Here is a 23,546-nt window from a genome sequence, read left to right on the forward strand (position 1 = left end):
ACCATCAAACCGCCGCGAGCGCCTGCTCGAGATCGGCGATGATGTCGGCGATCGACTCGATGCCGACCGACAGCCGCACCGTGTTGGGCGTGATGCCGCTGAGCTTCTGCTCTTCGGGCGAGAGTTGCTGGTGCGTCGTCGATGCCGGATGGATGACCAGCGACTTCGCGTCGCCGACGTTGGCCAGCAGCGAGAAGAGCTGCAGCCGGTCGATCAGCGCCTGCGCCGCCGCGGCACCGCCGGCGACGCCGAAGGTCACGATCGCGCCCGCGCCCTTGGGCAGGTAGGTTTGCGCCTTGGCGTAGGCCGGATCGCCCGGCAGCCCCGGATACCGCACCCAACGTACCTTCGGGTGCCCGGCCAGGAATTCCGCGACGCGCAGCGCGTTGGCGCTGTGCCGCTCGATCCGCAGCGCCAGCGTCTCGAGGCCCTGGATCAGCAGGAAGGCGTTGAACGGCGAGAGCGCCGCGCCGACGTCGCGCAGCAGCTGCACGCGCGCCTTGAGGATGTACGCGGCCGGCCCGAAGGCGTCGACGTACTTCACCCCGTGATACGACGGATCGGGGTCGGTGAAATCGGGGAAGCGGCCCGAGCCGGCCCAGTCGAAGGTGCCCCCGTCGACGAGGACGCCGCCGATGGTCGTGCCGTGGCCGCCGATGAACTTGGTCGCCGAATGGATGACGATGTCGGCGCCGTGCTCGATCGGGCGCAGCAGATACGGGGTCGCCAGGGTGTTGTCGACCAGCAGCGGGATCTTCGCCGCGTGCGCGACGTCGGCGATCGCGCGCACGTCGAGCACGTCGACCTTCGGGTTGCCGATCGTCTCGGCGAAGACGGCCTTGGTGTTCGGCCGAATCGCGGCCGCGACCGCCGCCGGATCGCTCGCGTCGACCAGCGAGACCTCGATCCCGAAGCGCGGGAGCGTGTGCACGAACGCGTTGTAGGTCCCGCCGTAGAGCGAGGCCGCGCTGACCACGTGATCGCCGGCGCGCGCGATGTTGAGGATGCTGTAGATGACCGCGGCCTGACCGCTGGCCAGACCCAACGCGCCGACGCCGCCTTCGAGCGCGGCCACGCGCTGCTCGAGCACGTCGGTGGTCGGGTTCATGATGCGCGTGTAGATGTTGCCGAACTCTTGCAGCGCGAACAGGCGCGCGGCGTGCGCGGTGTCGTCGAACGTGTACGACGTGGTCTGGTAGATCGGGACGGCCCGCGCGTGCGTCGTCGGATCGCCGTCATGGCCGCCCTGGCTGCCGTGCAGGGCGACGGTGTCGAAACCGCGTTGCGCGGCGGGGTCAAGGGTGCTGCTCATCGTGGGTCTCCTTCACGAATGCGTGGAGCGCGGAGTGGGGTCGGAAAGCAAGCCGGCCCCCGCCGAGAGGCGAGGGCCGGTGCAGAGTGGTCAGCCGCGTGGGCGTCGACGAACTACACCGGTCCTCGCGAGGCGGCACACATCGACATCATCTCCCGGCTGTGGGCGATCATGGGCAGGACGCTAACAGAAACCGCGCCGCTCCGTCAAGCGCCGGGGTCGGCCTCGGGGTCGGGCAGATCGTGGAAGGTCCGCTTGGGGGCCGCCTCTTCGCGCTCGAGGTCGTCCAGGAAGTAATAGACGATCTTGCGGTCGTCGAAGCCCACCTTGGCCAGCTCGCGCCCGCCGATCTCGACCACCTCGTGGATGTGGCCGACCTGGCCCGCATACCGGTAATTGATCGCCGTATAATCAGCCTGGTCGGGTTTCGGGCGCGGAACGACTTTGGTCCCCCGCAGCGGGGTCCGGTGCCGGTGTTCGCTCAAAGGGATTCGCCTGCGGGACGGGGAGAGTCGGGCTTCATGATCATCGAGTACCGCGGAAAGCGCCCCAAGGTGGCGGCCTCGGCCTTCGTCGCACCCACGGCCGTGCTGATCGGCGACGTCGAGATCGGCGAGGAAGCGTCGATTTGGTTCGGCACGGTCATCCGCGGGGACAACGGGCCGATCCGCATCGGCGCGCGCGCCAACGTCCAGGACAACTCGGTGGTCCACGTCAGCGAGCACTGTGAGACGGTCATCGAAGACGACGTCACCGTCGGCCACTGCGCGATCCTCGAAGATTGTCGCATCAAGCGCGGCGCGCTGATCGGCTCGAACGCGGTCATCCTCAACCACGCGACCGTCGGCGAACAGAGCCTGATCGGCGCCGGCTCGGTGGTCGCGGCCGGCGCCGAGATCCCGGATCGCGTCGTCGCGGCCGGCGCGCCCGCCACCGTGAAAAAGAAACTCGAAGGCGAAGCGGTGCGCTGGATCGAGATCGCGGGACCGGAATACGTGCACCTTTCGCGCTCGTACTTGCAGCACGGCATCGGCGATCCCGAGATGCACGAGATCGCCGAGTCCCACGTCGAAGCCTGACCGCGCCGGCGTGCGCTTTTACCGCGCGTTCAGCGCGCGGATGAGCTGGGTGCGGAACGACCAATCGCCGCGCCGGGGCTCGTGATAGATCCAATCGTAGATGCGCCAGCCGGTGGCATGGTGGTGCAGGACGACCGTCAGCGAGCGCGCGAGCGTGCTGGTCGAGCGCAGCCCGACCGCCAGCTCGACCGGGACGCGCGCGGCGGCGCCGGCGATCGTGGCGGCGCCGACGGTCGCGTGAAAGAAGCCGACCTGCGTCCCTGACGCCGGGTCGTAGTCGAGCACCAAGCCGTGCGGCTCGCGGTTGTGCGCCTGGGCGCGTGCGTAGAGCGCGTACGTGGCGGGATCGAGGTACTGCGCGTAGAGGTTCCTGTTCGTCCCCGGTTGGAGTTCGGCGGCGTAGAACGCCGCCACGACCGCGCGCGGTCCCGACGCGGCCGCGGCCGGACAGATCGTCGCGAGCGCGAGCAGCGCGCCGAGCAGCAGCGAGAGGCGTCGTCGCACGGAGAGCATTCGCCCGTTTGCGTCGCTCAGCGTACAAAGGCCTGCGCGGCCGCGGCCGCCGCGAAGGCGGCGAAGATCGCGCCGCTGGCGCCGCCGTCGAGGCTCCGGGTCGACTCGGGATGCCACTGCACCGCCAGCCAGAACGGCGAGGCGAAGCGCGGTTCGAGCGCCTCGACGATGCCGTCGTCGGTGCGGCCGACGACGGCGAGCTCGCGCGCGCAACGGTCGACGGCCTGGTGATGCCGCGCGCCGGTGACCAAATCGGTGGTCCCGACGACGCGCGCGAGCAGACTGTCGGGCAGGATGCGCACGACGTGCTCCTCGATCAGACCGCGTTCGCTGCGGCCGTCGGCGCAGCGTGCGCGATGACGTATCGTCGCGCGCTTGCCGAGCGCGTGGGGCACGTCGGCGATCAGCGTGCCGCCGAAGGCGACGTTGGCGATCTGCAAGCCGCGGCAGATGCACAGCGTCGGCAGCGCGCGCTCGCGCGCGGCTTGGATCAGCGCGACCTCGAGCACGTCGCGCTCGGGATCGGTCTCACCGATCAAATCCGACGGTGACGCCTGATAGGCGGCCGGATCGACGTCGACGCCGCCAGCGACCAGCAGGCCGTCGAAGCGGTCCAGCGAGACCGTCGCCGCGCGCCCGTCGATCCGCACCGGCTCGACGCCCGTCTCGCGCAGTGCGTCCAGGTATTCCGCGACGTCCTCGTCGACGGAGGCGGTGACCACGACCCGCGCGGTGGCCATCGCCGTCGCTAGCGGGCGAAGATCTCGATCGTGTAGTGGTCGGGATCCATCACGAACAGCGCGCGTCCACCCCCGTCGCGATCGTAGATCGCCGTGCCGGCACGGGCGGCGATCGCGTCCAAGGCGGCCATGTCGGCGACCCGCAGCCCCAGCTCCATTTTGGCCCGCTCGGTGGGTGGCGCGTGCTCGAAGACGATGGTGAACTCGCCGAAGGCGATCCGGACGGCGTCCCCCAGGCGGCTCGGCTCGATACCGATGACGTCACGGTAGAACCGCTCGGTCGCGTCGAGATCGGCGACGCCCAGCGTCAGTTGCGCCGGGACGATCCCGGTCGTCGCGTGCATGTTGTCACTCACTCCTAGGGGCCACTGTAGTGCGACTCGTCTCCGTACGGCACGAAGAGCGTATGTTCCGGCTGGAACCGCAATTTGACGGTCCCCACCTTTCCATTTCGGTGCTTTGCGATGATCAATTCAGTCGCATCGGGCTCCGGGGAGGTCTCCTTGTTGTAGTAGACGTCCCGGTACAGGAAGGTCACGATGTCCGCCTCCTGCTCGATCGCGCCCGAGTTGTGCGTGACCACGTCGTCGACGCAGAAGTTGTGGAGGTCCCCGACCGTCAGGTCGTAGACCGGCTCGACCCCTTCCGCCTCGATCGAGACAATGGGCTCCCACAGGACGTCTCCCAACCGCAACGCTTCCGGATCGACGGAAGCCATGGGCGGGGCGTAACCAGCGGCTCCCCTTTGCACGGAAGCCCCCAAGATGACCGGCGACGGATAATGAGCCGGAACAGCGATCGACGACCCGTACGTAAGACGATCGAGCCGCTGCCAGCCGTCAAACGTCAGAAATTTGTGTCCCGCAGTGCATCGAATCGTTCGACCACCGCGCGTGACAACGCGAAAAACCTTCTGCTCGTTTACTCGCCACGCGTGTTCAATTGGTCGCGTTTGGAGACGCAATGTTCGTTCGTCGACTGCCCAGACGTCGAACCGTAAATCTCGTTCCACGATCTCGGCGATCGGAATCCGTTCGCCCGTCTCGGCGTTGATCACGAGAGCGTCGCCGGCCAAGCAGTCGCGCAAATCTGAGAGCATGGGGCGTTTGTCGGCGCGGGTTTCGACGGCGCGGTTGAGCTGGGCGAGGGCCACGATCGGGATCTCGAGGTCCTTGGCCGTCGCCTTGAGCGTGCGGCAGATCTCCGAGAGCTCTTCGTTGCGGTTGACCTGTTTGGCCAGCATCGCGGGGCGCACCAGCTGCAGGTAGTCGATGAACACGACCGAGAGGCCGTGCGCGCTCTTGAGGCGGCGCAGGCGGCTGCGGATCTCGGTAACGGTCACCGAACCGGCGTCGTCGAGATAGATCGGCAGCTCGTGCAGCACGCCCATCGCGTTGCCGATCTTCTCCCAATCGCGGTCGGCGATCGCGCCGCGGCGCAGCTTGGAGGCGTCGAGCTTCGCCTCGGACGAGAGCAGCCGCTCGACCAGCTCCTGCTTCGTCATCTCGAGCGAGAACACGGCGACCGGCTTGCGCTCGTCCTTGGCGGCCGCGACCGCCATGTTGAGCGCCAGCGAGGTCTTGCCCATCGCGGGACGCGCGGCCAGGATCACCAGGTTTCCGGGCTGCCAGCCCGCGGTGTAATCGTCGATGTCGCGGAAGCCGCTGGTGACGCCGGTGCGGTCGCCCTTCTGTTCGTGACGCTGCTCGAGCGATTGGAACACGCCCAGCAGCAGCGAGGGCACCGAGGCGAACTGATTGTGCGCGCTGCGGTTGCCGACTTCGTAGACGGTCTGCTCGGCCTGATCGATCGCCGCCGGCACGTCGTGCTCGGACTCGTAACCCAGGCTGGTGATCTGCGTGCCGGCGTGGATCAGCGAGCGCAACGCCGATTTCTCGCGCACGATGCGCGCGTAGTACTCGGCCGACGCGGCCGTCGGCACGGTGTCCATCAGCGAGCCCAGATACGCGAGACCGCCGACCTTGTCGAGCATCCCGCGCCCGCGCAGCTCTTCGGCCAGCGCGACCTTATCGAGCGGTTCGCCGCGCTCGTAGAGCGCGTACAGCGCGAGATAGATCGACTCGTGCAGCGAGGCGTAGAAGTCCGACGGCTGGACGATCTCGCTGACCGCCGCCATCATCTCCTTGTCGACCAGGATGGAGCCGAGCAGCGCCATCTCCGCCTCGAGGTTGTTGGGCGGGATGCGATCGATCGCGCTGGAGATCGGGGCGACGTTCATCGGGTCCGCCTCGCGCGCGGTCGCGCGCGCACCGCGGCCGGCGGCGCCGGCACGCGCACGCCGAGCGCGGCCAGCGCGGCGAACACGTCGGCCACCGGAACGATCTCGATCCCCTCGGGCGCGGCTTCCAGGTCGCGCGCGTTCTCCTTGGGCAGGATCATCGCGCGCATCCCCGCTTGGCGCGCGGCGTAGAGCTTCTCGACCACGCCGCCGACGGCGCGCACGCTGCCCGCCAGCGACACCTCGCCGGTGACGGCGACGTCCTGCGGCAGCTTCGTCTTGGTCAGCGCGCTGTAGAGCGCGAGGAAGAACGCGAGCCCCGCCGAGGGACCGTCGATGTTGCCGCCGCCGACCACGTTGACGTGCAGGTCCCAGTCGGCCGGATCGATCCCGGCGACCGCGCGCACGACCGAGGCCGCGTTGAAGACCGCGTCGCGCGCCATCGAGCCGGCGGTGTCGTTGAAGCGCACCGTCCCCTTGTGCGCCTCGCGCGCGGGGAAGGCGGCCGCCTCGATCTCGATGATCGAGCCGACGTACTGCAGCACGCCCAGCCCGTGGGCTTTGCCGATCTCCTTGGCCCGGCGCGCGCGCGTCGTCGTGTGCTGCACGATGCGGCCGGCCTGTACGACTTCGAGCACGTCTTGCTCGCGCACGACCGCGCCGCGGCCGTCGATCGCGCGCTCGAGCGCGTGCCCGTAGGCGTCGGCCAGAATCTGCACCGCCTTGCGGCCTTCGATCGTGTACGACGCGATCAGCGCCGGCACGCGTTGTACCACGCGCGCGCCCAAGCGGTGCGCGGCCTCGCGCACGATGCGCGCCACCTGCGTGCCGGTCAGCGGCTCGAAGTAGACGGCGGCGCAGCGCGAGCGAATCGCGGCGTCGATCGCCTCCGGATCGCGCGTGGTTGCGCCGATCAGCACGAAGTCGGCCGGTGCGCCGTCGCGGAAGAGCTTGCGCACGTAGGCCGGCACGTTCGGATCGTGCTCGTCGTAGTAGGACGACTCGAAGGTGACGCGCTTGTCCTCGAGGACCTTAAGCAGGCGCGTCTGCATGGCGGGGTCCATCTCGCCGATCTCGTCGATGAACAGCACGCCGCCGTGCGCTTTCGTCACCAGGCCCAGCTTCGGCTCGGGGACGCCGCCGTCCGCGAAATCGCGCCGGGCACCCTGGTAGATCGGGTCGTGGACACTCCCCAGCAGCGGGTTCGTCGTCTCGCGGTGGTCCCAGCGCAGCGTCGTCCCGGCCGCTTCGACGAACGGCGCGTCGGCGGCGAAGGGGGCGTGCGGGCGCGCCTTGGCCAGCTCGAGCGCCAGCCGCGCCACGGTCGTCTTGCCGACGCCGGGCGGGCCGTAGAGGATGACGTGCTGCGGATACGGCGAGGCCAGCTTGGCCAGCAGCGCCTTGACCGCGGCCTCCTGGCCGACGACCTCGGCCAGCCGCGTCGGCCGCAGCACGTCCAGCGCGGCCCGGGCCAGTTTGCGGCCCTCGAGCCGCTGCAGGTCCGCCAGGCGTTGCTCGGTGGCCGGCGTCTCGGGACCGGCCTCCTCGCGCAAGGCCTCCAGCCGCAGCTCCTTGAGGTACTCCTGATGGCGTTCGACCATCTTGAGGTTGATGCGCGCCTCGAGCTGATCGCCGACCGTGCGCTGCGCGACCAGATCGGCGAGCTTGTCCTCGATCTGCGCGATGACGTGCTTGTACTGCGCCTTGGCGGGACGCACGTCGAGGGTCGGGTCTTCGAAGACCAGGCGCTGGAGCGCCAGCAGGCGATCGGGGATCGCCGCCGAGCGCATCTCCTTGAGGGTGCCGAGCTTCCCGGCGCGCATGACGACCTTCTCGGTCCCCAGCGCCTCGGTGAGGACGCCGTAGAGCGCCGCGATCTCGCGGCGCACCTTCTCGTCCGCGCTGCGGCGCACGCTACTTCAGCGCGACGACCTGGATCGCAGACTTGGCGACGACGTTGTTGCCCAGACGGATCTCCACCGGATACGTCCCGAGCGCCTTGATGCCGTCCTTCATCTCGATCTTGTGACGATCGATGGTGACGCCGAGCTGCTCGTGGATCGCATCGGCCACGTTGGCGTTCGTGACCGTGCCGAACAAACGACCGTTGCCGCCGGCCTTCGCCGCGACGCGCAACGTCATGCCTTCCAGCTGCGTGGCGACTTCCTGCGCGTTGGCGACTTCTTCAGCCTGCTTGCGCTTCTTGGCGTTCTGCTGCTGCTCGAGCTGCTTGATCGCGCCCGGCGTCGCCGGCACGGCGAGCCGCTGCGGCAGCAGGTAGTTGTTCGCGTAACCGTCCTTGACGTCGAGCACCGCCCCGCGGGCGCCCACCGACTTGACGTCGCTGGTGAGAATGACCTTCACGTGACGCGACTCCTACTGGACCACGAACGGCAGCAGTGCGATGATGCGCGCGCGCTTGACGGCGGTCGTCAGCGCTCGCTGATGCGAAGCGCAATTGCCCGAGATGCGGCGCGGGAGGATCTTGCCGCGCTCGCTGATGTACTTGCGCAGGCGCGTGGTGTCTTTGTAGTCGAGCGCGTCGACGCGCTCCATGCAGAACGTGCAGACTTTGCGCTTGGGCCGGCGATCTTTCTTCGCGGCCGCACGCTTGCCTTTGGGAGCAGGCATGTGGTGATTGACCTCGTTGGTGATGTAGGTGGAAAACGGCCGGGATGGTGCCCGGCCCTACATACGTGACCCTGGTGAGAGAGCCACGACCCGCCGCGGCCCGATCCAAGGGACGGGGTCGACGGGAACCGTCCTACTATACAGCACCCCGGGTCGCACGGCTAGGGGGGACGCGCCGGTCGGTGCCCGCGGCGGCGGGCCGCCGGCTGGACGGCCGCCCGCCTTGGCGAACAGCGAGTTCGATGGACTACCGCAAGAAGTACCGGGTCGAGCCGGGCGAGCGCGTCAAGATCAAGCACCTCGATCCGGCCGACACCGGCAAGCACGCGGACGAGGCGGCGGCGCGTCACGTGGCGGCTGCCGACGCCGATCGCCTCGCCAAGCTGCAGGCACGGCTGTGGGCGGAGCAGCGGCGCGCGGTGCTCATCGTCCTCCAGGCGATGGACGCGGGCGGCAAGGACGGTACCGTCGGCCACGTCTTCCGCTCGACGAACCCGGAAGGCGTGTTCGTTCACGCCTTCAAGGTGCCGACCGCCGAGGAGAAGGCGCACGACTTTCTCTGGCGCGAGCACCGGGTCACGCCCGCTCACGGCGAGATCGGGATCTTCAACCGCTCGTATTACGAGGCGGTCCTGGTCGAGCGCGTCCACGATCTCGTCCCGAAGAAAGTCTGGTCCAAGCGGTACGAGCGCATCAACGAGTTCGAGAAGACGCTCGTGCAAAGCGGCACCGTCGTGCTGAAGTTCTTTCTGCACATCAGCCGTGAGGAACAGCTGGCGCGCTTCGGCGCTCGGCTGGACGATCCGCAGAAGCAATGGAAGATCAGCGAGGCCGACTACGCCGAGCGCGAGTACTGGGACGACTACATGGAGGCGTACGAGGACGCCTTCGAGCACTGCAGCACCGAGTCCGCACCCTGGTACCTCGTGCCGGCCAACCACAAGTGGTACCGCGACCTCGTCGTCGGACGCATCCTGGTGGAAACGCTCGACGAGATGGATCCGCGCTTTCCCGCGCCGACCGTCGATCTGGACGAGATTCGCCGCCGCTTTCACGCGGCGGCGCAGAAGGCGGACTAGGCCGCGGGCAGGGCGTCGACGCGCGGGTAGAGGTCGTTGTCCTCCGCGTCGATGCGCTGGATCAGCGCCTCGAGCACGTCGCGCGTCTCGCTGGCGAAGCGTTCGCGGTCGCGCTCGATCGCGCCGTAGACCTTCCAGGTCTCGAAGAACGAGGTGAAGCCGCGCGAGATCGAATCCAGCGTGTCGCGGTACCGGACCGCGGTCGCGCGCATCGACGCGTCGGCGTGCGCGGTCAGCCGCGGGTACAGCGAGCTCTGCGCGGTCGTGAAGTGGATCGCCACCGTCGAGGCCAAGCGCGAGAGCGAGATACGCAGCTCCGAAGCGCCTTTTTCACCGTACATGCCGTCGGTCAGCTCTTTGACTTGACGGCGGATCATCGCGTGTTGTTGCCGGTACAGAAGGGTGTACATCACTGTCCTCGCTTGCGCTTCTCGTCACCCTCGGCATCCACTCTAGCAAGCGTACATTCGCCCGGCAAGGCATGCTTGGCCAGGTTATCGTTCGCTGACGGCCACGTTATCGTAAAGCTAGTCCAGCTTGACGGCGGCGCGCACCGCCCGCTCGCGAAGCGGGTCCGGCAAGATGGCGATGACGCTGCCGGCGCGGGCCGACCCGCCGACCAAATACTTCGCGCGCGGCTTGCGATCGGTCAACGCGCGCAGGATGGCGGCGCTGACGCGCTCGACCGGCATCCCGGTTCGCTCTTGCTCCGCGGTCGACGCGAACAGGTTCTCGAGCTGCGGCCCGTAGTGCGCGATCGCGAGCGGCGGCAGCGCGTCGAGCACCGCTTGGCGCGACGCGCGCGCCTTCTCCCAGATCGGCGTCTTCACCGAGCCCGGTTCGATCAGCGAGACCTGGACGCCGGCGGCGCGCAGCTCGAGCCGCAACGCGTCGCTCAGCGCGCGCAGCGCGAACTTCGATGCGCTGTACGGGCCGACGAACGGGACCGCGAGCCGGCCGGAGATCGAGCCGACGAACACCAGCCTCCCGTGCGTCTCGCGCAAGAACGGCAGGAACGCCTGCGTCACCGCCATCGCGCCGATGACGTTGATCTCGAGCTGACGGCGCAGCGTGTCGAGCGGCAGGTACTCGAGCGGTCCGCCCAGCGCGACGCCGGCGTTGTTGACCACACCGTACAACGGCAGGGCCGCCGTCCGCACCTGGTCCGCCGCCGCCGCGATCGCCGCGCGATCGGTGACGTCGAAGACCAGCGGACGGATCCGCTCGTCGAGCGCGCCCAAGCGGTGCGCGTCGACTTGTCCGCGCACGACCGCGTACGCGACGAAGCCGCGGCGAACCAGCTCCTCGACGGTCGCCAGACCGATGCCCGTCGACGCCCCGGTGACCAGGACCGCGCGCTCGCTCATCTCTCTGCGGCCGCCTGTGCCGCGGCACGCGCCTCGCGAATCGGCTGGTTGAGCCGCCGCTGCACGCGCGCGTCGCCGAACACCAAATCGGTGAAGTGCGGCGAGAGCTTGAAGAACAACAGCGCAAGCAGGTACCGGCGCGGTACGATCACGCGCCGGCGCGGCCGGCGGACGGCCCGCACGATCGCGCGCGCGACGATGTCGGGACTGGGGAGTTTCGTCATCCCGACGTTCATCGGCGTATCGACGAAGCCGGGCTCGATCAGGGTGACGCCGATCCCCTCGCTGCGCAGCTCGCGCCGCACCGAGTCGGTCAGCCCGCGCAAACCGAACTTCGAGCCCGAGTAGATGCCCATGATCGCGATCTCGCCGGCGATCGAGCCGACGTTGATGATCGCGCCGCTGCGCTGTGCGCGCATCGCCGGCAGCACCGCGTGCATCGTGCGCGCCGCGCCCAGCAGGTTCACCGCCAGCACGCGCTCGATCTCGGCGTCGGTCGCTTCGGCCAGCGAGGGCCCGGCGCTGACCCCGGCGATGTTCGCCAGCACGTCGATCCGCCCGAAGGCGGCCAGCGTCGCGTCCACCAGGGCGTCGATCTGTTCGCGGCGGGTGATGTCGGTGGGGACGACCCGCACCCAGTCGCCGTACGGCACGAGCTCGGCGGCCAGCGCCGCCAGCAGCTCGTCGTCCGGCGCGGCCAAGACGACGCGCATGCCCGCGGCGAGGAACGCGCGGACGGTGGCGGCGCCGATCCCGCCCGACGCGCCTGCGACGATGGCGACGCGATCTATCAGCGACACGCCCTCCTCGTTGTCAGCGCCGGGGAGGTCGACCTGCCTGCCCGGAAGAGACGCCCATGCTCGACGCCCCGCGCGATCACCACCGGCGTTGGCTTCTGCTCGTCCTGCGGGGCGCGATCACCGTCCTGGCCGGGATCGCGGCCCTCGAGTTCTCCGCTGCCTTCGGGCGCAGCGTGCTGGGCAGCTACCTCGCGGCCGACGCCGCGCTCTCGCTGGCGCTCGCCGTCGCCGCACCCCACGCCATGTGGCGCTCGCGCGCCCTGTTCGCGGGCGACGGCTTCCTGGGCGCGATCGCGGCCGGGATGGTCTTCGCCTGGGCGCCCGGGTCGCCGGCGGTGCTGATCATCATCGCGGCGTGGGCGATCGGCACCGGCGTGCTCGAGATCCTGGCCGCCGTGCTGGTCCCGCAGCTGCCGCTGCTGGCCTGGGGCGTGGCGCTGCTCGGCCTGGGGTCGGTCATCTTCGGGCTGATCGTGTTCGACTGGGTCGATCTCGCGATCGTCGGCGTGCTCTACGTCTTCGGCGTGTACGCGGTGCTGGCCGGCCTGCTGCTGGCGATCTTCGGCGTCATGCTCTACCGCGACGTGCGGACGCGCCGCCGCTGACGCCGGAACTCTCACTCCCTCGCTCGCTTCTTCCGTGAGGTGATAGGTTGCCGTCATGATGCCGCGGGTCGCCGACGTCGACGCGCTCGCCCAACTGCTGCGCGAAACCGAAGACCATCACGCCGCGTTCGAGCGCGTCGCGCCCAAGCACGAGTGGTCGGACTTTTACGCGGCATACATCTGGGCGCGCCAGCACGGCAGCAGCCCCGACGACGCCGCGGCGGCCGCCGAGCGCTACATGGCGGAGGTCAAGCACGTCGTCGTCCCCGGCTGACGACGCGCGCGCCGACCCCGCTCACCACACCGTGCAGACGGGTTTGGGCGGTTTGGGACAGTCGAAGGCGGTGTACCACTCGGGCACGTTGGCGACGGTCTGCTCGACGCGATCCTTCGGGAGCGGGTGCGGATCGGTCAGCGCCTGCGTGCGCGCCGCCTCGGGCCGCACGCTCTCCGCCCACGACTGCGCGAACGCCAAGAAGTAGCGCTGCTCGGGCGTGAAGCCGTCCACCTTTTCGCGCGCACCGGTGCCGAGCGAATCTTCCAGCGCGCGATAGCCGATGACGGTACCGCCGAGGTCCGCGATCGCTTCGCCGGCGACGAGCTTTCCTTGGTAGTGCACGTCGCCGATCGCGACGGTGCGATCGAACTGGCGGATCACGCAGTCGGCGCGGGTATCGAAGTTGGCCAGGTCTTTCGGCGTCCACCAGTTGCGCACGTTGCCGTGCAGGTCGAACTTGTGGCCCTCGTCGTCGAAGCCGTGCGTCATCTCGTGACCGACCGTGCCGGCTCCGGTCGCGCCGAGGTTGGCCGCGTCGTCGGCCGCCGGGTCGAAGAACGGTCGCTGCAGCTGCGCCGCCGGCAGCACGATCTCGTTGCGCTGGATGTCGTCGTAGGCGTTGACGGTCTGCGGCGTCATGTCCCACTCGCTGCGATCGAGCGGGCGGCCGATCTTGTGCACCTGGTAGCCGTGATCGAAGACCCGGCCGGCCTCGACGTCGACCAGATACGTGCCGGGCGTGACGACGTAGCCGCGGTAGCTGCGCCAGCGGTCGGGATAGCCGACCTTGAGTCCCATCGCATCGAGCTTGGCCAGCGCGTACCGCTTCGTCGGCGGCGTCATCCAGGTCAGCGCCGCCAGCTCGGCGCGGTAGGCGCGCTTGATGCGCAGCGTCATGTCGAGCGCGCGCTGCTTGGCCGCCGGCGAGAACGCGGCCGCGACGTAGGCTTGCCCGACCGCCATGCCCAGGTACGTGTTCGCGACCTCGACGCAGCGCTTCCAGCGCGGCAGCTGCGCGGTCGTGCCGTTCAGGATGCGGCCCCGGAAGGCGAAGTTCTCGTCGTCGAAGCGCTTGGGCAACGTCGTCGCGTAGGCGTCGAGCAGACGCCAGCGCAAGTACGCGCGCCAGGTGGCCAGCGGCGCCGCCGCCAGCTGCTGGTCGAAGGCGCGCAAGAAGCGCGGCTCGGCGACGTTGATGATCCCGCCGATCGGCACGTCGGTCGCCCGCAGGTACGGCACGAAGGCGAAGTGCGGGAGCAGCGTCGCCACCGCGGGCGCGCGCAGCGGATGATAGACGGCGGCCGGGTCGCGCAGGTCGGCGATCGGCAGCGACCCGCTCGCCAACCGCGTCTCGAAGGCCATGACCGCGGTCGCGTCGGCCGCCGCGGACGCATCCCCCGCCAGCGCCAGCATGCGGCGCACGTGCACGACGTACTGCGCGCGTAGCGCGCGCGACGCCTCGTCGGTGCGCAGGTAGTAGTCGCGCTCGGGCAACCCGATGCCGCTCTGATCGATCTCGGCGATGACCGAGCTGCTGTTCTTGAAATCCTGCGTCGGCGAGAGCGAGAAACCGGCGTCGACCCCGATCAGGTGCAGGTGCGCGATCTCCGCCGTCAACGCGGCGCGCGAGCGCAGCGCGTCGATGCGCGCCAGCTCCGGCGCGAGCGGACGCAGCCCGAGCCGCTCGATCGCCACCGCGTCCATGCAGCTGCCGTAGAGCGTGCCGATCTGCTGCGAGACGCTGCCGGCCGGCCCGGGATTCTTCTGCGCGCGTTCGAGCGTCGCGCGCACGACCTCGCGGGTTTGATCGACCAACGCCTCGATGTAGCCGTACTCGGAGTACGCGGCCGGGATGGGGTGGGCTTTGCGATACCCGCCGGTCGCGAAGTCGAAGAAATGCGTGCAGACGTTGGCGGTGCGATCGAGCGCGGAGGGATCGAACGGCTCGGGCAGCGCGTCGTCGGCTCGCGCGTGCTGGTGAGTGCTCGCGATCGCCAGCCCGGCGAAGAGTGCGACGGCGCCGGCGAGGCGCAAGGCCGCGGGAAACAGCCGCATCGAGAACCTCCGAAGGAAATAGTTCTCGGCCGTTCCGCGGACCGGACATTTGCCCCTTTGCGGTCGGCGGTTTACCAGAGCGTTTCGCGCGCCCGAACCGGCCAGTCGCGGTCGTACGCTTCGCCGCCGACGCGACCGGTGCTGAGCTCGGCCAAGATCGCACCCGGACTGGGCAACGCCGCCGGATCGGCGTAGCGGTCGGGATTCCACAGCTCCGAACGCACGATCGCGCGTGCGCACTGGAAGTACACGGCCTCGACGAGCACGACGACGACCGAACGCGGTGCTCGCTCCGCGACGGCGAACGACGCCAGCAGTGCCGGGTCGATGCTGACCTGCGCGCGGCCGTTGACGCGCAGCGTCGTTCCCGAGCCGGGCAGCAAGAACAAGAGCGCGACGCGCGGATCGCGCACGATGTTGCGCAGCGAGTCGACGCGGTTGTTGCCGCGGCGGTCGGGCAGCAGCAGCGTCGTCTCGTCCCGCACGCGCACGAAACCCGGACGGTCGCCGCGCGGCGAGCAGTCGAGCCCTTCGGGACCGCTGGTGGCGAGCACCGCGAACGGTGAAGCTTCGATCAGCGCGCGGTACGCCGGCGTCACGCGATCGACTTCCTTGACGATCGACGCCTCGGCAGGCGTGCCGTAGAGGCGCTCGAGCACCGCGATGTCCGTCACGATCGACATCTTTCGCCGCTTCGGTGAAAGCGGGGCAATCCATTCGCGTCTCGGGGCCGTTCTGCTCGACGGATTCACACCACCGAAGGAGTCATTCACCTCATGATCAACCGCATCACCGCGCTCGCGGCGACGCTTCTGCTGGGCGTCGCGGCGCCGGCCATGGCACAATCTTCGATGTCGGGCTCGATGAGCTCGATGCACGACCCGATGGTCGGCGGCGCGCCGATGTACGCCTCGAAGAACATCGTGCAGAACGCCGTCAACTCGAAGGATCACACGACCCTGGTCGCGCTGGTCAAGAAGGCCGGCCTGGTCGACACGCTCGAGGGTCCGGGCCCGTTCACCGTCATCGCGCCGACCAACGAAGCGTTCGCGAAGCTGCCGAAGGCGACGGTCGACAAGGTCACCTCGGATCCGGCGCTGCTCAAGAAAGTGCTCACCTATCACGTGCTCGCCGGCCGCGTCACTGCCGCCGACATCGCCGCGAAGATCAAGGCCGGCGACGGCAAGGCCGAGCTGATGACGCTCGAAGGTGAGCCGATCACCGCGACGATGAGCGGCCAGGATATCGCGCTCAGCGGCAAGGGCGGCGGCACGGCGATCGTCACGATCCCCAACGTCTACCAGTCGAACGGCATCATCCACGTCGTGAACGGCGTCCTCATCCCCTAAACGCGCCGCCGCGTCACGGGATACCGACGACCCACCGCTGCGCGCATCGGCCCGATTTCCCTATCGGTCCGAAGCGCCCTCGGCGGTCGCGAGCTAGCGCGCGGGCGGCCTGGGTGTCGGCGGCGGGGCGGGGAACGTCGGCATCGGCGGCACGGGTGCCGCGTACGGAAACGGCGGCGCCGGTACGGCCGGCAAGGACGGCATCATCACGGGCAAGAGCGAGGTAACGCTCTGGTAGCCGTCCGGCGGGGCGAAGTCCGATTCCGGCGGCACCTCGTACGAGACGTCGTCGGCGACGAAGACGGCGCGCGCGGTCATCGCCGGGATCGGCAGGGCCGGAATCAGCGGCCCGTTGGGAATCTGCATGGGCTTGGTCGTGCCCGCCGGATGGCCCAAGTCGAGCTCCGCGCCCAGCGGGACGAGATACGAGTTCTGCGCCAACTGCAGCTTGCCGCCGACGTGCACGGCCAGACCGAGCCCACGCAGCTGCGCGTCGAAGTCGAAGCTGATGTCATCGGTCGGGATCCCGTGCACGCTCGAACGGCCGGTCAGGTGGAACGAGAACCCGAACGTCTCGAACATCGCCAGCGGCGAGCCGTGCAGTGCGCCCGGGGTGTTCGGGGTGCTCGGGGTGCGTTGCGCGTGATATCGCTTCGACTCCGCGCTCCACACGACCGCACGGTGCGTCAGCGGATCGACCACGAGCACCGCACTGTGAACCGCCGTGCCCGGCACGGGCGCGGCGCCCGTCGCGCCGGGTTCACCGGCGAAGTCGAGCCGCACCTCACGACCGCGTCGCTCCAGGGCCACCCGCAAGCGCATCGGCGGCCCGCCGGGTTGGCCCGTCACCACGAGGTGACCGTGCACGGTGTAGCCGATCGGCGGAGGCGTCGGCGTCGCGAGCGGTTCGGGGACGATCCCCGGTGCCGCCGTCGGCGGCGAGGTCTGCGCGAGCGCGTCCAGCGGCACGGCCGCGAGCGCCGGGACGAACACGAGTAACGCAACGCGACGCCACATGCGAGCGGCCATTTGCTTTCGGCGCGCTCGCGACCTTGGCCGGCTACGGATATCGCTAGCCCGGCTCCATCCCTTTGGCGCGGATCGTCGCCGCGTTCGCTGGGTCGGCGAGAAAACGCAGCAGCGACGCGCCGGCGGCGCGCTTGGTGCTTCCGGCCGCGAGCGCTCCGACGAACGGCGTGTCGTGCTGCAACGCCGGCGGGAACGGCACGACCGCCACGCCCGCGACCGGAAGCAGCTCGCTCATCTGTTGCGCCGCCAACGCGGCGCGGCCGCTCGCGACCAGCTCCGCGGTGCGTCCGCCTTGCAGCACCGTCGCCTTCGCCTTGACCTGATCGGCGATGCCGAGCCGCTCGCACAGCGAGATGAAGTAGAGTCCGCTCGCGCCCGCGGTCGTATAGGCGACCGAACGGGCCGCCAAGATCGTGCGCCGGAAGGCGTCGACGTCGTGCACGTCGGGTGCCGGCGTACCGGCTTTGTAGGCCAGGCCGATGCCCGAGCGCGCCAGCACGACGCGCGTCGGGCCGTCGACCTCGACGCCGGCGACCGCGCGGTCCATCGCGTCGCCGGGCAGGATCGCGACGTCGAACGGCTCGCCGCCGGCGATCCGCCGCAGCAGCAGATTTCCCACGTCGTAGTACACGACCAGCGTGTTGCCGGTCTGCTTCTGGTAGGCGGGCGCGAGCGCGTTGATCACTTCGGACATGCCGAACGAGCTGAGCACGGTGATCGTCGCCGCGCCGGCGGCCGAGGGCAGGAGCACGGCCGCGAGCCCGAGGACGAGCGGCGCGATCGTCGAGCGGAGAGAACGCATCCTCCCCAGCCTACCACGGCCGCGGCGAGCAGGGCACACGCCACGAGAAGCACGAGAAAGAGGCGGAGCGTCGGCACGACGAGCGTCGCGTCGCGGAGAGGAGAGCAGCATGGCCGTTTCGAGCATGGGCGTCGGCTCCGGCGCCATCGGCGCCGAGATACGCGCCACCAGCATCGGGGCCGCGATTCGGCGCGCCGCGCTGCGCACGCCCGACCGGGTGGCGCTGCGTTTCGGCGAGCGCAGTTGGACGTACGCCGCGCTCGACCAGGCGGTGAACCGCCTCGCGCGGCGGCTGCTGGCGCTCGGACTGGAGCCGGGAGACCGGCTCGCCGCCTACGGCCGCAACTCCGACGGCTATCTGTTCACCTGGCTGGCCTGCACCCGCGCCGGCGTCATCCACGTACCGATCAACTACGCGCTGCGGCCCGACGAGCTGGGCTACATCGTCCGGCAGTCCGGCGCACGCGGGATCGTGCACGACCTCGCGTTGGCCGCGAACGTCCTGGCCAGCGCCGATGCCGCCGCGTTGCCGCTGCGCGGGCACTTCGCGGGCCCGGGGGCCGGTTTCGACGTCGTCGGCGTCGTCCTCGACGCCGGCGCCGACGCCGCTCCGATCGAGATCCACAACGACGAGCGCATCGCGCAGATCCTCTACACCTCGGGCACGACCGCGGAACCCAAGGGCGCGGCCCTCACGCACGATGCGTTCCTCGCGCAATACGCCAGCTGCATCGCGAACGCCGACATCGCCGAAGCGGACCGTTCGCTGCACGCGCTGCCGCTCTACCACTCCGGCGAGATGCACGTCTTCTTGATGCCGCATCTGCTGCTGGGTGCCAGCACGATGCTGATCGAAGCGCCCGAACCGGCGCTCGTGCTGCGGCTGATCGAAGAGCATCGCATCAGCGGCTTCTTCGCGCCGCCGACGGTTTGGATCTCGCTGCTGCGCCATCCCGATTTCGACCGCCGCGACCTGAGCAGCATGCGCAAGATCTGGTACGGCGCCTCGATCATGCCGGTCCCGGTGCTGCACGAGCTGCGCGCGCGGCTGCCCGAAGCGCGCGTGTACAACATGTACGGGCAAAGCGAGATCGGTCCGCTGGCGACGGTCTTGCGCCCGGAGGAGCACGACGAGCGGCCGGCGTCGTGCGGGCGGCCGGTGCTCAACGTCGAGACGCGCGTCGTCGACGAGGAGATGCGCGACGTGCCGCCGCGCGTCAACGGCGAGATCGTCCACCGCTCGCCGCAGTTGCTGCTGCGCTACTGGAACAAGCCCGACGAAACGCAAGCCGCCTTCGCCGGCGGCTGGTTCCACTCGGGCGACGTCGCCTGGCGCGACGAGGAGGGCTTTCTCTACATCGTCGACCGGGTCAAGGACATCATCAACACCGGCGGCGTGGTCGTCTCCGGGCGCGAGGTCGAGGAGGCCCTCTTCACGCACCCGGCCGTCTACGAGGTCGCCGTCATCGCGCTGCCCGACCCGAAGTGGATCGAGGCGGTCACGGCGATCGTCGTCCTGCGGCCCCAGACCCAGGCCACCGCGGACGAGCTGATCGAGCACGCGCGAGCGACCTTGGCGCCCTTCAAGGTCCCCAAGCGCGTCTTCTTCGCGGATGCCTTGCCGCGCAACACCGCCGGCAAGCTGCTCAAGCGGGAGCTGCGCCGGACGTACGCCGAGGCGGCCGACTGACGCCGCCGCGACGGAACGGCGACGATCCGTCCGCTACGCTGTCCCTCGACACCCCCAATGCCGTTCTCGAGGGACCGCCATGCACTCGATCCTGCAGGTCAGCCCGAGCCGCCCGCCGCTGCGGGCCGCCGATGCCTTCAACGCCGCGCTGGCGCGGTATCGTGGCGAGCTGCACGTGTACGGTTACCGCTTGCTCGGGTCGTTCGCCGACGCGGAAGCCGTGGTCGGCGAGACGCTGGTCCGGATGCAGCGCGAGCGCGACTACGCCCGCGAGCGCGCCGCGCTCCAGCGCCGCCTCTACGGCATCGCCACCGAAGCGGCGTTGGACTTCCTGCGCGCCAACGACCGGCGCACGGGGAGCGGCGCGAGCATCGCGGACATGCTCTGGCTGCAGCCCTACCCGGACCGGCTGCTCGACGCGGTCGAGCGCGCGCTCCCCGACGCCGCGGGCATCGCCCGCTCCACGATCGATCTGACCTTCCTGGGCACGCTGCAGCTGCTCACGCTGCGGCAACGCGCGGTGCTCGTGCTGCGCAGCATCCACGGCTGGAGCGCGGCCGACACGGCGGCGACACTGGGAATGACCGTCACCGCCGTCAACAGCGCGCTCCAGCGCGCGCGTGCCGCCTTACGCGACCGGCGCAACGGGGGCGAGACGTTGCCCGATCGCACGACGGACGACGAACGCGCGACCGTGGACCGCTGGATCATGCTGCGCCGCGAAGCCGACTCGGTGCGCGCGAACGGCATCGGCGAGTGGGTGCGCGTGCCGACCGATGCGAACCGGCAACCCGCGCTCGCCAATTACGTCCGGCGCGGCAACGCGGTCGAGTACACGGCGCACGGGCTCGACGTCCTGCGCGTCGCGCGCGACCGGGTCGTCGAGGTGGTCAGCTTCCCGCCGCGCGTGTTCGCGTGGTTCGAGCTACCCGCGGCGCTGCCGGTCAGGCGGCGTTGAGGCGATCGGCCAGCGCGTAGAGCTCGTTGTCCTCGAGATCCATGCGCCGCACCAGCGAGTCGATGATGACGCGCAGCTCGGCCTGGTAGCCGGCAGGATCCGACGCGATGGAACCTTCCTTGGTCCAGCGCTGATAGAACCGGTCGAAACGCTCGCTGAACTCGCTCATGCTCATCTGGAACTGGGCGGCCTTGATGCGCACTTCGGCCGAACCGTGGGTGAGCAGGTGCGGGTAGAGCGACTCGTCCTCGCCCTTGAGGTGCATCTTCAGCGAGCCGGCCAGACGCGCCAGCAGCAGGGTGTGCGCCGACTCCGTCGTCGCGTGCAGCATCATCTCCGCGTGGTGCCGCAGCCGTTCGTGTTGTCCGCGATACATGTGCGTCGCATTGAAACCCATGAGCGTTCTCCCTCGTGGAGCGATGGGCCGGTCCAACCGGCCGAGTGGTCTCCCACTTCCTCCAAGTAACGGCAGGAGAGGCGCTCGATTACGTAGCCCCTCCGTCAACTTTCAGCGAAGAGGCCGACACGCGAACTTTACACTCGTCTACACGGGCGCCGCTTGCGGCAGCGACGCCAGGTACTGGTGCACGAACGCGATCGTCATGCTGCCCTCGCCGACCCCCGCTGCCACGCGCTTGACCGAACCGTGACGAACGTCGCCCGCGGCGAAGATGCCCGGTACGCTGCTCTCGAGCAGGAACGGGTCGCGCACGTTGGGCCAGTCGCGATGCTCGGACTCGAGCAGGTCGCGCACGTCGCGGCCGGTGCAGACGTAGCCGCGTTCGTCGCGGATGACCTCGGTCGGCAGCCAGTCGGTGTACGCGTCGGCGCCGATGAAGACGAAGACCGCGTCGACGGCCCAGTGCTCGACCGAGCCGTCGCGCGGATCGCGCACGTCGATCCCTTCGAGGTGCTCGCGGCCGTAGACGGCGACGATCTCGCCGAAGGTGCGGATCTCGATGTTGTCGCGCGTCGCGAGCTCTTCGATCAGGTAGTGCGACATCGAGGCGTTGAGCGAGGCGCCGCGGATGAGCACCGTCACCTTGCGCGCGTAGCCCGAGAAGAACATCGCGGCCTGTCCCGCCGAGTTCCCCCCGCCGACCAGGACGACGTCGCGTCCGGTCGTCGTGCTGGCCTCGCTGCGCGCGGCACCGTAGAACACGCCGGTCCCCAAGAAGCGATCGATGTCGGGGACCTGCAGCTTGCGATAGGAGACCCCCGTTGCCAGGACGACCGCGTGTGACTGCACGCTGACGTCACCGTCCAGCTCGATGGTGTGGAGCGGGGAGCCGGGCAGGATGCGCTGCGCGGCCCGCGCGACGATGATCTCGGCGCCCAGCCGCTCCGCCTGCGTGCGCGCACGGTCGGCCAAGTCGTCGCCGGAGAGGCCGGACGGGAAGCCGAGATAGTTCTCGATGCGCGACGAGGTGCCGGCTTGTCCGCCGGTCGCGAAGTTCTCGATCAGCAGCGTGCGCAGCCCTTCCGACGCACCGTAGACCGCCGCCGCCAGACCGGCCGGACCGCCGCCGACGATCGTGACGTCGTACTCGGCATGGTCCGGATCGGTTTGCAGGCCGAGCGCTTGCGCCATTTGACGCGGCGAGGGACAGCTGAGCTTGGTGCCGTCGGGCAGGATCAGCATCGGCAACTGGTCGCGCGGGATGTCGCCGTAGCGCGTGCACGCACCGTCGGCCGGGTCGAACCACTCGAATGCGATCCGATTGCGCGCCAGAAAATCGCGCACGTCGTGACAGCGCTCGTCGTAGCGGCTGCCCAGCACGATCGGCGGCGCCGGCGCCGCCGACGTCTCCTCGCTCACGCCCTGCGTGCGCTGCGAGACCACCTCGAGGATCTGCTCGCGGACGCCGTCGACGACGCGCAGCAGCCAGCGGAAGTCTTGCGCCTCGAGCCGCAGCAGGCGCGTCGGCTCCAGCGTGCGCGCACTGACGAAGAACGACGTCCCGAGCAGGATCGGCGTCTCGCCGACGTACTCGCCCGGTCCGCGCTCGGCCAGCTGCACCACCGTGGAACCGTAGCGCTTGAGGATCTCCATGCGGCCGTCGAGCACGACGTAGAACGCCGGCGTCTCACCTTCGCCGACGAAATACTCGTTGGCCCGCAAGCGGATGTCGGCGGCGTTGGCCGCCACCCGCGAGGCGGCGGGGTCGGGCAAGCCCGCGAACAGCGGGATCCGGCGGACGTCCTGGACCGTGATCATGGTCGTCTGATTCTGCGCCGGGCCGGGGCCGCTTGCAAGCCCGTCGCGGGCCCGCGGCGCGTCTCAGTGCGCGACGATCGCGTCCGCGTCGAGCGAGTGATCGGGTTGCGCGACGCCGCGCACGTCGACGAGCATTCCGGGGGTCAGCGTCGTCCCGCGCGGATCGATGACGGTGCCCTGGTGCAGGTGAACCGTGCGGTAGACGTTCGGCGCGGTCTCGAGCTGCAAGTCGAAGCGGTGGAAATAGGTCACGCGCCCGTGCGCCGTGTTGCCGTCGGTCGTTTGAAGCAACCCACCGGCCGCCTGGATGAGGCTCTGCACCCAGGGATTGTTCTGCACTTGCGGCGGAATCGATGGCAGCGACTGGGCGGACGCCACGGCGGCGCCTCCGGCCCACAGCGCCGTTGCGAGGAAGAAAAACCGAGCCGTCATATCGTCCGCAACGAAGCGCGCCTCGCGAACGTCGCGTTGGCAGTCTTCACGGCTGACGCGCAGCCGGACCCGTGCGGCCGTTCATCGTGCGCAAGCCGTCCGCCGAGATGCCCGCGCGCCCCGGAGCGCTTGATGCGCGGCCGCGGGCTGACGGCGTACGATCCGAACTACATCCGCGCCATTTCTACCGGCTCGGCTGCGCGTACATCACCTGCAAGGCCGCGGGTAATTGGCCGCAGCCGGACGAAGCGGTCCCGGCACGCTGCCCAGGCATGGCGCATGACGCCGACGTGAACGCGCACCATCCGCAAGTCGACGCCGACTACGCGTGGGCGGGTTCGTCGGGTGCGGCGACGCGATGATCCAAGCCT

27 protein-coding genes are annotated in these 23,546 nt (G+C 69.5%); 8 read left to right on the forward strand and 19 right to left on the reverse strand.

What is annotated here, in order from left to right; genetic code table 11:
• Positions 1 to 4 precede the first annotated feature (4 nt).
• Positions 5 to 1,312: a homocysteine synthase gene (locus tag VMD91_13295; GenBank protein HTW85037.1), complete on the reverse strand. Its 1,308-nt coding sequence runs from the start codon at positions 1,310 to 1,312 to the stop codon at positions 5 to 7.
• Between the two features lie 206 nt (positions 1,313 to 1,518).
• The gene (locus VMD91_13300; protein HTW85038.1) at positions 1,519 to 1,797 is read right to left on the reverse strand and encodes a hypothetical protein; all 279 of its coding nucleotides are present in this window, start codon (positions 1,795 to 1,797) and stop codon (positions 1,519 to 1,521) included.
• A 36-nt stretch (positions 1,798 to 1,833) separates the two neighbouring features.
• On the opposite strand from VMD91_13300, the gene VMD91_13305 reads away from it, so the two are divergent.
• Positions 1,834 to 2,391 carry a gamma carbonic anhydrase family protein gene (locus VMD91_13305; GenBank protein HTW85039.1) on the forward strand — a complete coding sequence of 186 codons (558 nt, stop codon included), beginning with the start codon at positions 1,834 to 1,836 and terminating at the stop codon, positions 2,389 to 2,391.
• A gap of 18 nt (positions 2,392 to 2,409) precedes the next feature.
• On the opposite strand, the gene VMD91_13310 is transcribed toward VMD91_13305, so the two are convergent.
• Genes VMD91_13310 through rpsR form a run of 7 tightly spaced genes read right to left on the reverse strand, consistent with a single transcriptional unit; the run spans position 2,410 to position 8,514 of the window.
• The gene (locus tag VMD91_13310; protein HTW85040.1) at positions 2,410 to 2,895 is read right to left on the reverse strand and encodes a hypothetical protein; all 486 of its coding nucleotides are present in this window, start codon (positions 2,893 to 2,895) and stop codon (positions 2,410 to 2,412) included.
• Between the two features lie 26 nt (positions 2,896 to 2,921).
• Positions 2,922 to 3,644: a gamma-glutamyl-gamma-aminobutyrate hydrolase family protein gene (locus VMD91_13315; protein HTW85041.1), complete on the reverse strand. Its 723-nt coding sequence runs from the start codon at positions 3,642 to 3,644 to the stop codon at positions 2,922 to 2,924.
• A gap of 8 nt (positions 3,645 to 3,652) precedes the next feature.
• Positions 3,653 to 3,988 (reverse strand): VOC family protein, encoded by a 336-nt coding sequence (locus tag VMD91_13320; protein ID HTW85042.1) that lies wholly within the window; start codon positions 3,986 to 3,988, stop codon positions 3,653 to 3,655.
• Between the two features lie 14 nt (positions 3,989 to 4,002).
• Positions 4,003 to 5,883 carry a replicative DNA helicase gene (dnaB, locus tag VMD91_13325; GenBank protein ID HTW85043.1) on the reverse strand — a complete coding sequence of 627 codons (1,881 nt, stop codon included), beginning with the start codon at positions 5,881 to 5,883 and terminating at the stop codon, positions 4,003 to 4,005.
• Complete coding sequence (gene lonC / locus VMD91_13330; protein HTW85044.1) at positions 5,880 to 7,796, reverse strand: Lon family ATP-dependent protease; 1,917 nt, start codon at positions 7,794 to 7,796, stop codon at positions 5,880 to 5,882. The genes dnaB and lonC overlap by 4 nt, the downstream gene beginning before the upstream one ends.
• 1 nt (position 7,797) lies before the next feature.
• The gene (gene rplI / locus VMD91_13335; protein HTW85045.1) at positions 7,798 to 8,247 is read right to left on the reverse strand and encodes a 50S ribosomal protein L9; all 450 of its coding nucleotides are present in this window, start codon (positions 8,245 to 8,247) and stop codon (positions 7,798 to 7,800) included.
• A 12-nt stretch (positions 8,248 to 8,259) separates the two neighbouring features.
• Positions 8,260 to 8,514: a 30S ribosomal protein S18 gene (gene rpsR, locus VMD91_13340; protein ID HTW85046.1), complete on the reverse strand. Its 255-nt coding sequence runs from the start codon at positions 8,512 to 8,514 to the stop codon at positions 8,260 to 8,262.
• Positions 8,515 to 8,756: 242 nt separating this feature from the next.
• Between rpsR and VMD91_13345 the strand changes: the two genes are divergently transcribed.
• Positions 8,757 to 9,593: a polyphosphate kinase 2 family protein gene (locus tag VMD91_13345; protein ID HTW85047.1), complete on the forward strand. Its 837-nt coding sequence runs from the start codon at positions 8,757 to 8,759 to the stop codon at positions 9,591 to 9,593.
• On the opposite strand, the gene VMD91_13350 is transcribed toward VMD91_13345, so the two are convergent.
• The 3 genes from VMD91_13350 to VMD91_13360 form a co-directional block, all read right to left on the reverse strand.
• Positions 9,590 to 10,003 carry a hemerythrin domain-containing protein gene (locus VMD91_13350; GenBank protein HTW85048.1) on the reverse strand — a complete coding sequence of 138 codons (414 nt, stop codon included), beginning with the start codon at positions 10,001 to 10,003 and terminating at the stop codon, positions 9,590 to 9,592. The genes VMD91_13345 and VMD91_13350 overlap by 4 nt on opposite strands.
• Before the next feature lie 117 nt (positions 10,004 to 10,120).
• Positions 10,121 to 10,960, reverse strand: a complete 840-nt coding sequence (locus VMD91_13355; GenBank protein ID HTW85049.1) for an SDR family NAD(P)-dependent oxidoreductase — start codon at positions 10,958 to 10,960, stop codon at positions 10,121 to 10,123.
• A complete protein-coding gene (locus VMD91_13360) occupies positions 10,957 to 11,760 on the reverse strand; it encodes an SDR family oxidoreductase (GenBank protein ID HTW85050.1) in 804 nt (267 codons plus the stop codon). Before VMD91_13360 ends, VMD91_13355 begins: the two co-directional genes overlap by 4 nt.
• 56 nt (positions 11,761 to 11,816) lie before the next feature.
• Here VMD91_13360 and VMD91_13365 point away from each other — a divergent pair, with 56 nt between their 5' ends.
• Complete coding sequence (locus tag VMD91_13365; GenBank protein HTW85051.1) at positions 11,817 to 12,365, forward strand: hypothetical protein; 549 nt, start codon at positions 11,817 to 11,819, stop codon at positions 12,363 to 12,365.
• A 55-nt stretch (positions 12,366 to 12,420) separates the two neighbouring features.
• Positions 12,421 to 12,639 (forward strand): hypothetical protein, encoded by a 219-nt coding sequence (locus VMD91_13370; protein ID HTW85052.1) that lies wholly within the window; start codon positions 12,421 to 12,423, stop codon positions 12,637 to 12,639.
• 21 nt (positions 12,640 to 12,660) lie between these two features.
• Here VMD91_13370 and VMD91_13375 read toward each other — a convergent pair whose 3' ends face one another.
• Positions 12,661 to 14,697, reverse strand: coding sequence for a M13 family metallopeptidase (locus VMD91_13375; GenBank protein ID HTW85053.1), 2,037 nt, complete (start codon positions 14,695 to 14,697; stop codon positions 12,661 to 12,663).
• A 71-nt stretch (positions 14,698 to 14,768) separates the two neighbouring features.
• The gene (locus tag VMD91_13380) at positions 14,769 to 15,380 is read right to left on the reverse strand and encodes a pyridoxamine 5'-phosphate oxidase family protein (GenBank protein HTW85054.1); all 612 of its coding nucleotides are present in this window, start codon (positions 15,378 to 15,380) and stop codon (positions 14,769 to 14,771) included.
• Positions 15,381 to 15,473: 93 nt separating this feature from the next.
• Between VMD91_13380 and VMD91_13385 the strand changes: the two genes are divergently transcribed.
• Entirely contained in the window at positions 15,474 to 16,046 is a 573-nt protein-coding gene (locus tag VMD91_13385) for a fasciclin domain-containing protein (GenBank protein HTW85055.1), read from the forward strand.
• Positions 16,047 to 16,139: 93 nt separating this feature from the next.
• Here the strand turns inward: VMD91_13385 and VMD91_13390 are convergent, their stop codons facing one another.
• Together VMD91_13390 and VMD91_13395 are read right to left on the reverse strand one after the other, a co-directional pair.
• The gene (locus VMD91_13390) at positions 16,140 to 17,039 is read right to left on the reverse strand and encodes a hypothetical protein (protein ID HTW85056.1); all 900 of its coding nucleotides are present in this window, start codon (positions 17,037 to 17,039) and stop codon (positions 16,140 to 16,142) included.
• 79 nt (positions 17,040 to 17,118) lie between these two features.
• Entirely contained in the window at positions 17,119 to 17,877 is a 759-nt protein-coding gene (locus tag VMD91_13395) for a substrate-binding domain-containing protein (GenBank protein HTW85057.1), read from the reverse strand.
• A 109-nt stretch (positions 17,878 to 17,986) separates the two neighbouring features.
• On the opposite strand from VMD91_13395, the gene VMD91_13400 reads away from it, so the two are divergent.
• A complete protein-coding gene (locus tag VMD91_13400) occupies positions 17,987 to 19,567 on the forward strand; it encodes a fatty acyl-CoA synthetase (GenBank protein HTW85058.1) in 1,581 nt (526 codons plus the stop codon).
• 79 nt (positions 19,568 to 19,646) lie between these two features.
• The gene (locus VMD91_13405) at positions 19,647 to 20,525 is read left to right on the forward strand and encodes a sigma factor-like helix-turn-helix DNA-binding protein (protein ID HTW85059.1); all 879 of its coding nucleotides are present in this window, start codon (positions 19,647 to 19,649) and stop codon (positions 20,523 to 20,525) included.
• Here VMD91_13405 and VMD91_13410 read toward each other — a convergent pair.
• The 3 genes from VMD91_13410 to VMD91_13420 all read right to left on the reverse strand — a co-directional run bounded on the left by VMD91_13410 (position 20,512) and on the right by VMD91_13420 (position 23,121).
• The gene (locus tag VMD91_13410) at positions 20,512 to 20,922 is read right to left on the reverse strand and encodes a hemerythrin domain-containing protein (protein ID HTW85060.1); all 411 of its coding nucleotides are present in this window, start codon (positions 20,920 to 20,922) and stop codon (positions 20,512 to 20,514) included. The genes VMD91_13405 and VMD91_13410 overlap by 14 nt on opposite strands.
• A gap of 147 nt (positions 20,923 to 21,069) precedes the next feature.
• The gene (locus VMD91_13415; GenBank protein ID HTW85061.1) at positions 21,070 to 22,743 is read right to left on the reverse strand and encodes an FAD-dependent oxidoreductase; all 1,674 of its coding nucleotides are present in this window, start codon (positions 22,741 to 22,743) and stop codon (positions 21,070 to 21,072) included.
• 63 nt (positions 22,744 to 22,806) lie between these two features.
• Positions 22,807 to 23,121 (reverse strand): hypothetical protein, encoded by a 315-nt coding sequence (locus tag VMD91_13420; GenBank protein HTW85062.1) that lies wholly within the window; start codon positions 23,119 to 23,121, stop codon positions 22,807 to 22,809.
• 125 nt (positions 23,122 to 23,246) lie between these two features.
• On the opposite strand from VMD91_13420, the gene VMD91_13425 reads away from it, so the two are divergent.
• Positions 23,247 to 23,537 (forward strand): hypothetical protein, encoded by a 291-nt coding sequence (locus tag VMD91_13425; GenBank protein ID HTW85063.1) that lies wholly within the window; start codon positions 23,247 to 23,249, stop codon positions 23,535 to 23,537.
• The last annotated feature ends 9 nt before the right edge of the window (positions 23,538 to 23,546 follow it).

Source organism: Candidatus Sulfotelmatobacter sp., assembly GCA_035504415.1.
Classification (GTDB): Bacteria; Vulcanimicrobiota; Vulcanimicrobiia; order Vulcanimicrobiales; family Vulcanimicrobiaceae; genus Vulcanimicrobium.

Coding starts and splice junctions, on each gene's coding strand:
- VMD91_13295 (HTW85037.1), bottom strand. CDS start 1,312: ATGAGCAGCACCCTTGACCCCGCCGCGCAACGCGGTTTCGACACCGTC.
- VMD91_13305 (HTW85039.1), top strand. CDS start 1,834: ATGATCATCGAGTACCGCGGAAAGCGCCCCAAGGTGGCGGCCTCGGCC.
- VMD91_13315 (HTW85041.1), bottom strand. CDS start 3,644: ATGGCCACCGCGCGGGTCGTGGTCACCGCCTCCGTCGACGAGGACGTC.
- VMD91_13320 (HTW85042.1), bottom strand. CDS start 3,988: ATGCACGCGACGACCGGGATCGTCCCGGCGCAACTGACGCTGGGCGTC.
- dnaB (HTW85043.1), bottom strand. CDS start 5,883: ATGAACGTCGCCCCGATCTCCAGCGCGATCGATCGCATCCCGCCCAAC.
- rpsR (HTW85046.1), bottom strand. CDS start 8,514: ATGCCTGCTCCCAAAGGCAAGCGTGCGGCCGCGAAGAAAGATCGCCGG.
- VMD91_13345 (HTW85047.1), top strand. CDS start 8,757: ATGGACTACCGCAAGAAGTACCGGGTCGAGCCGGGCGAGCGCGTCAAG.
- VMD91_13350 (HTW85048.1), bottom strand. CDS start 10,003: ATGTACACCCTTCTGTACCGGCAACAACACGCGATGATCCGCCGTCAA.
- VMD91_13355 (HTW85049.1), bottom strand. CDS start 10,960: ATGAGCGAGCGCGCGGTCCTGGTCACCGGGGCGTCGACGGGCATCGGT.
- VMD91_13365 (HTW85051.1), top strand. CDS start 11,817: ATGCTCGACGCCCCGCGCGATCACCACCGGCGTTGGCTTCTGCTCGTC.
- VMD91_13370 (HTW85052.1), top strand. CDS start 12,421: ATGATGCCGCGGGTCGCCGACGTCGACGCGCTCGCCCAACTGCTGCGC.
- VMD91_13375 (HTW85053.1), bottom strand. CDS start 14,697: ATGCGGCTGTTTCCCGCGGCCTTGCGCCTCGCCGGCGCCGTCGCACTC.
- VMD91_13380 (HTW85054.1), bottom strand. CDS start 15,380: ATGTCGATCGTGACGGACATCGCGGTGCTCGAGCGCCTCTACGGCACG.
- VMD91_13385 (HTW85055.1), top strand. CDS start 15,474: ATGATCAACCGCATCACCGCGCTCGCGGCGACGCTTCTGCTGGGCGTC.
- VMD91_13395 (HTW85057.1), bottom strand. CDS start 17,877: ATGCGTTCTCTCCGCTCGACGATCGCGCCGCTCGTCCTCGGGCTCGCG.
- VMD91_13400 (HTW85058.1), top strand. CDS start 17,987: ATGGCCGTTTCGAGCATGGGCGTCGGCTCCGGCGCCATCGGCGCCGAG.
- VMD91_13405 (HTW85059.1), top strand. CDS start 19,647: ATGCACTCGATCCTGCAGGTCAGCCCGAGCCGCCCGCCGCTGCGGGCC.
- VMD91_13410 (HTW85060.1), bottom strand. CDS start 20,922: ATGGGTTTCAATGCGACGCACATGTATCGCGGACAACACGAACGGCTG.
- VMD91_13415 (HTW85061.1), bottom strand. CDS start 22,743: ATGATCACGGTCCAGGACGTCCGCCGGATCCCGCTGTTCGCGGGCTTG.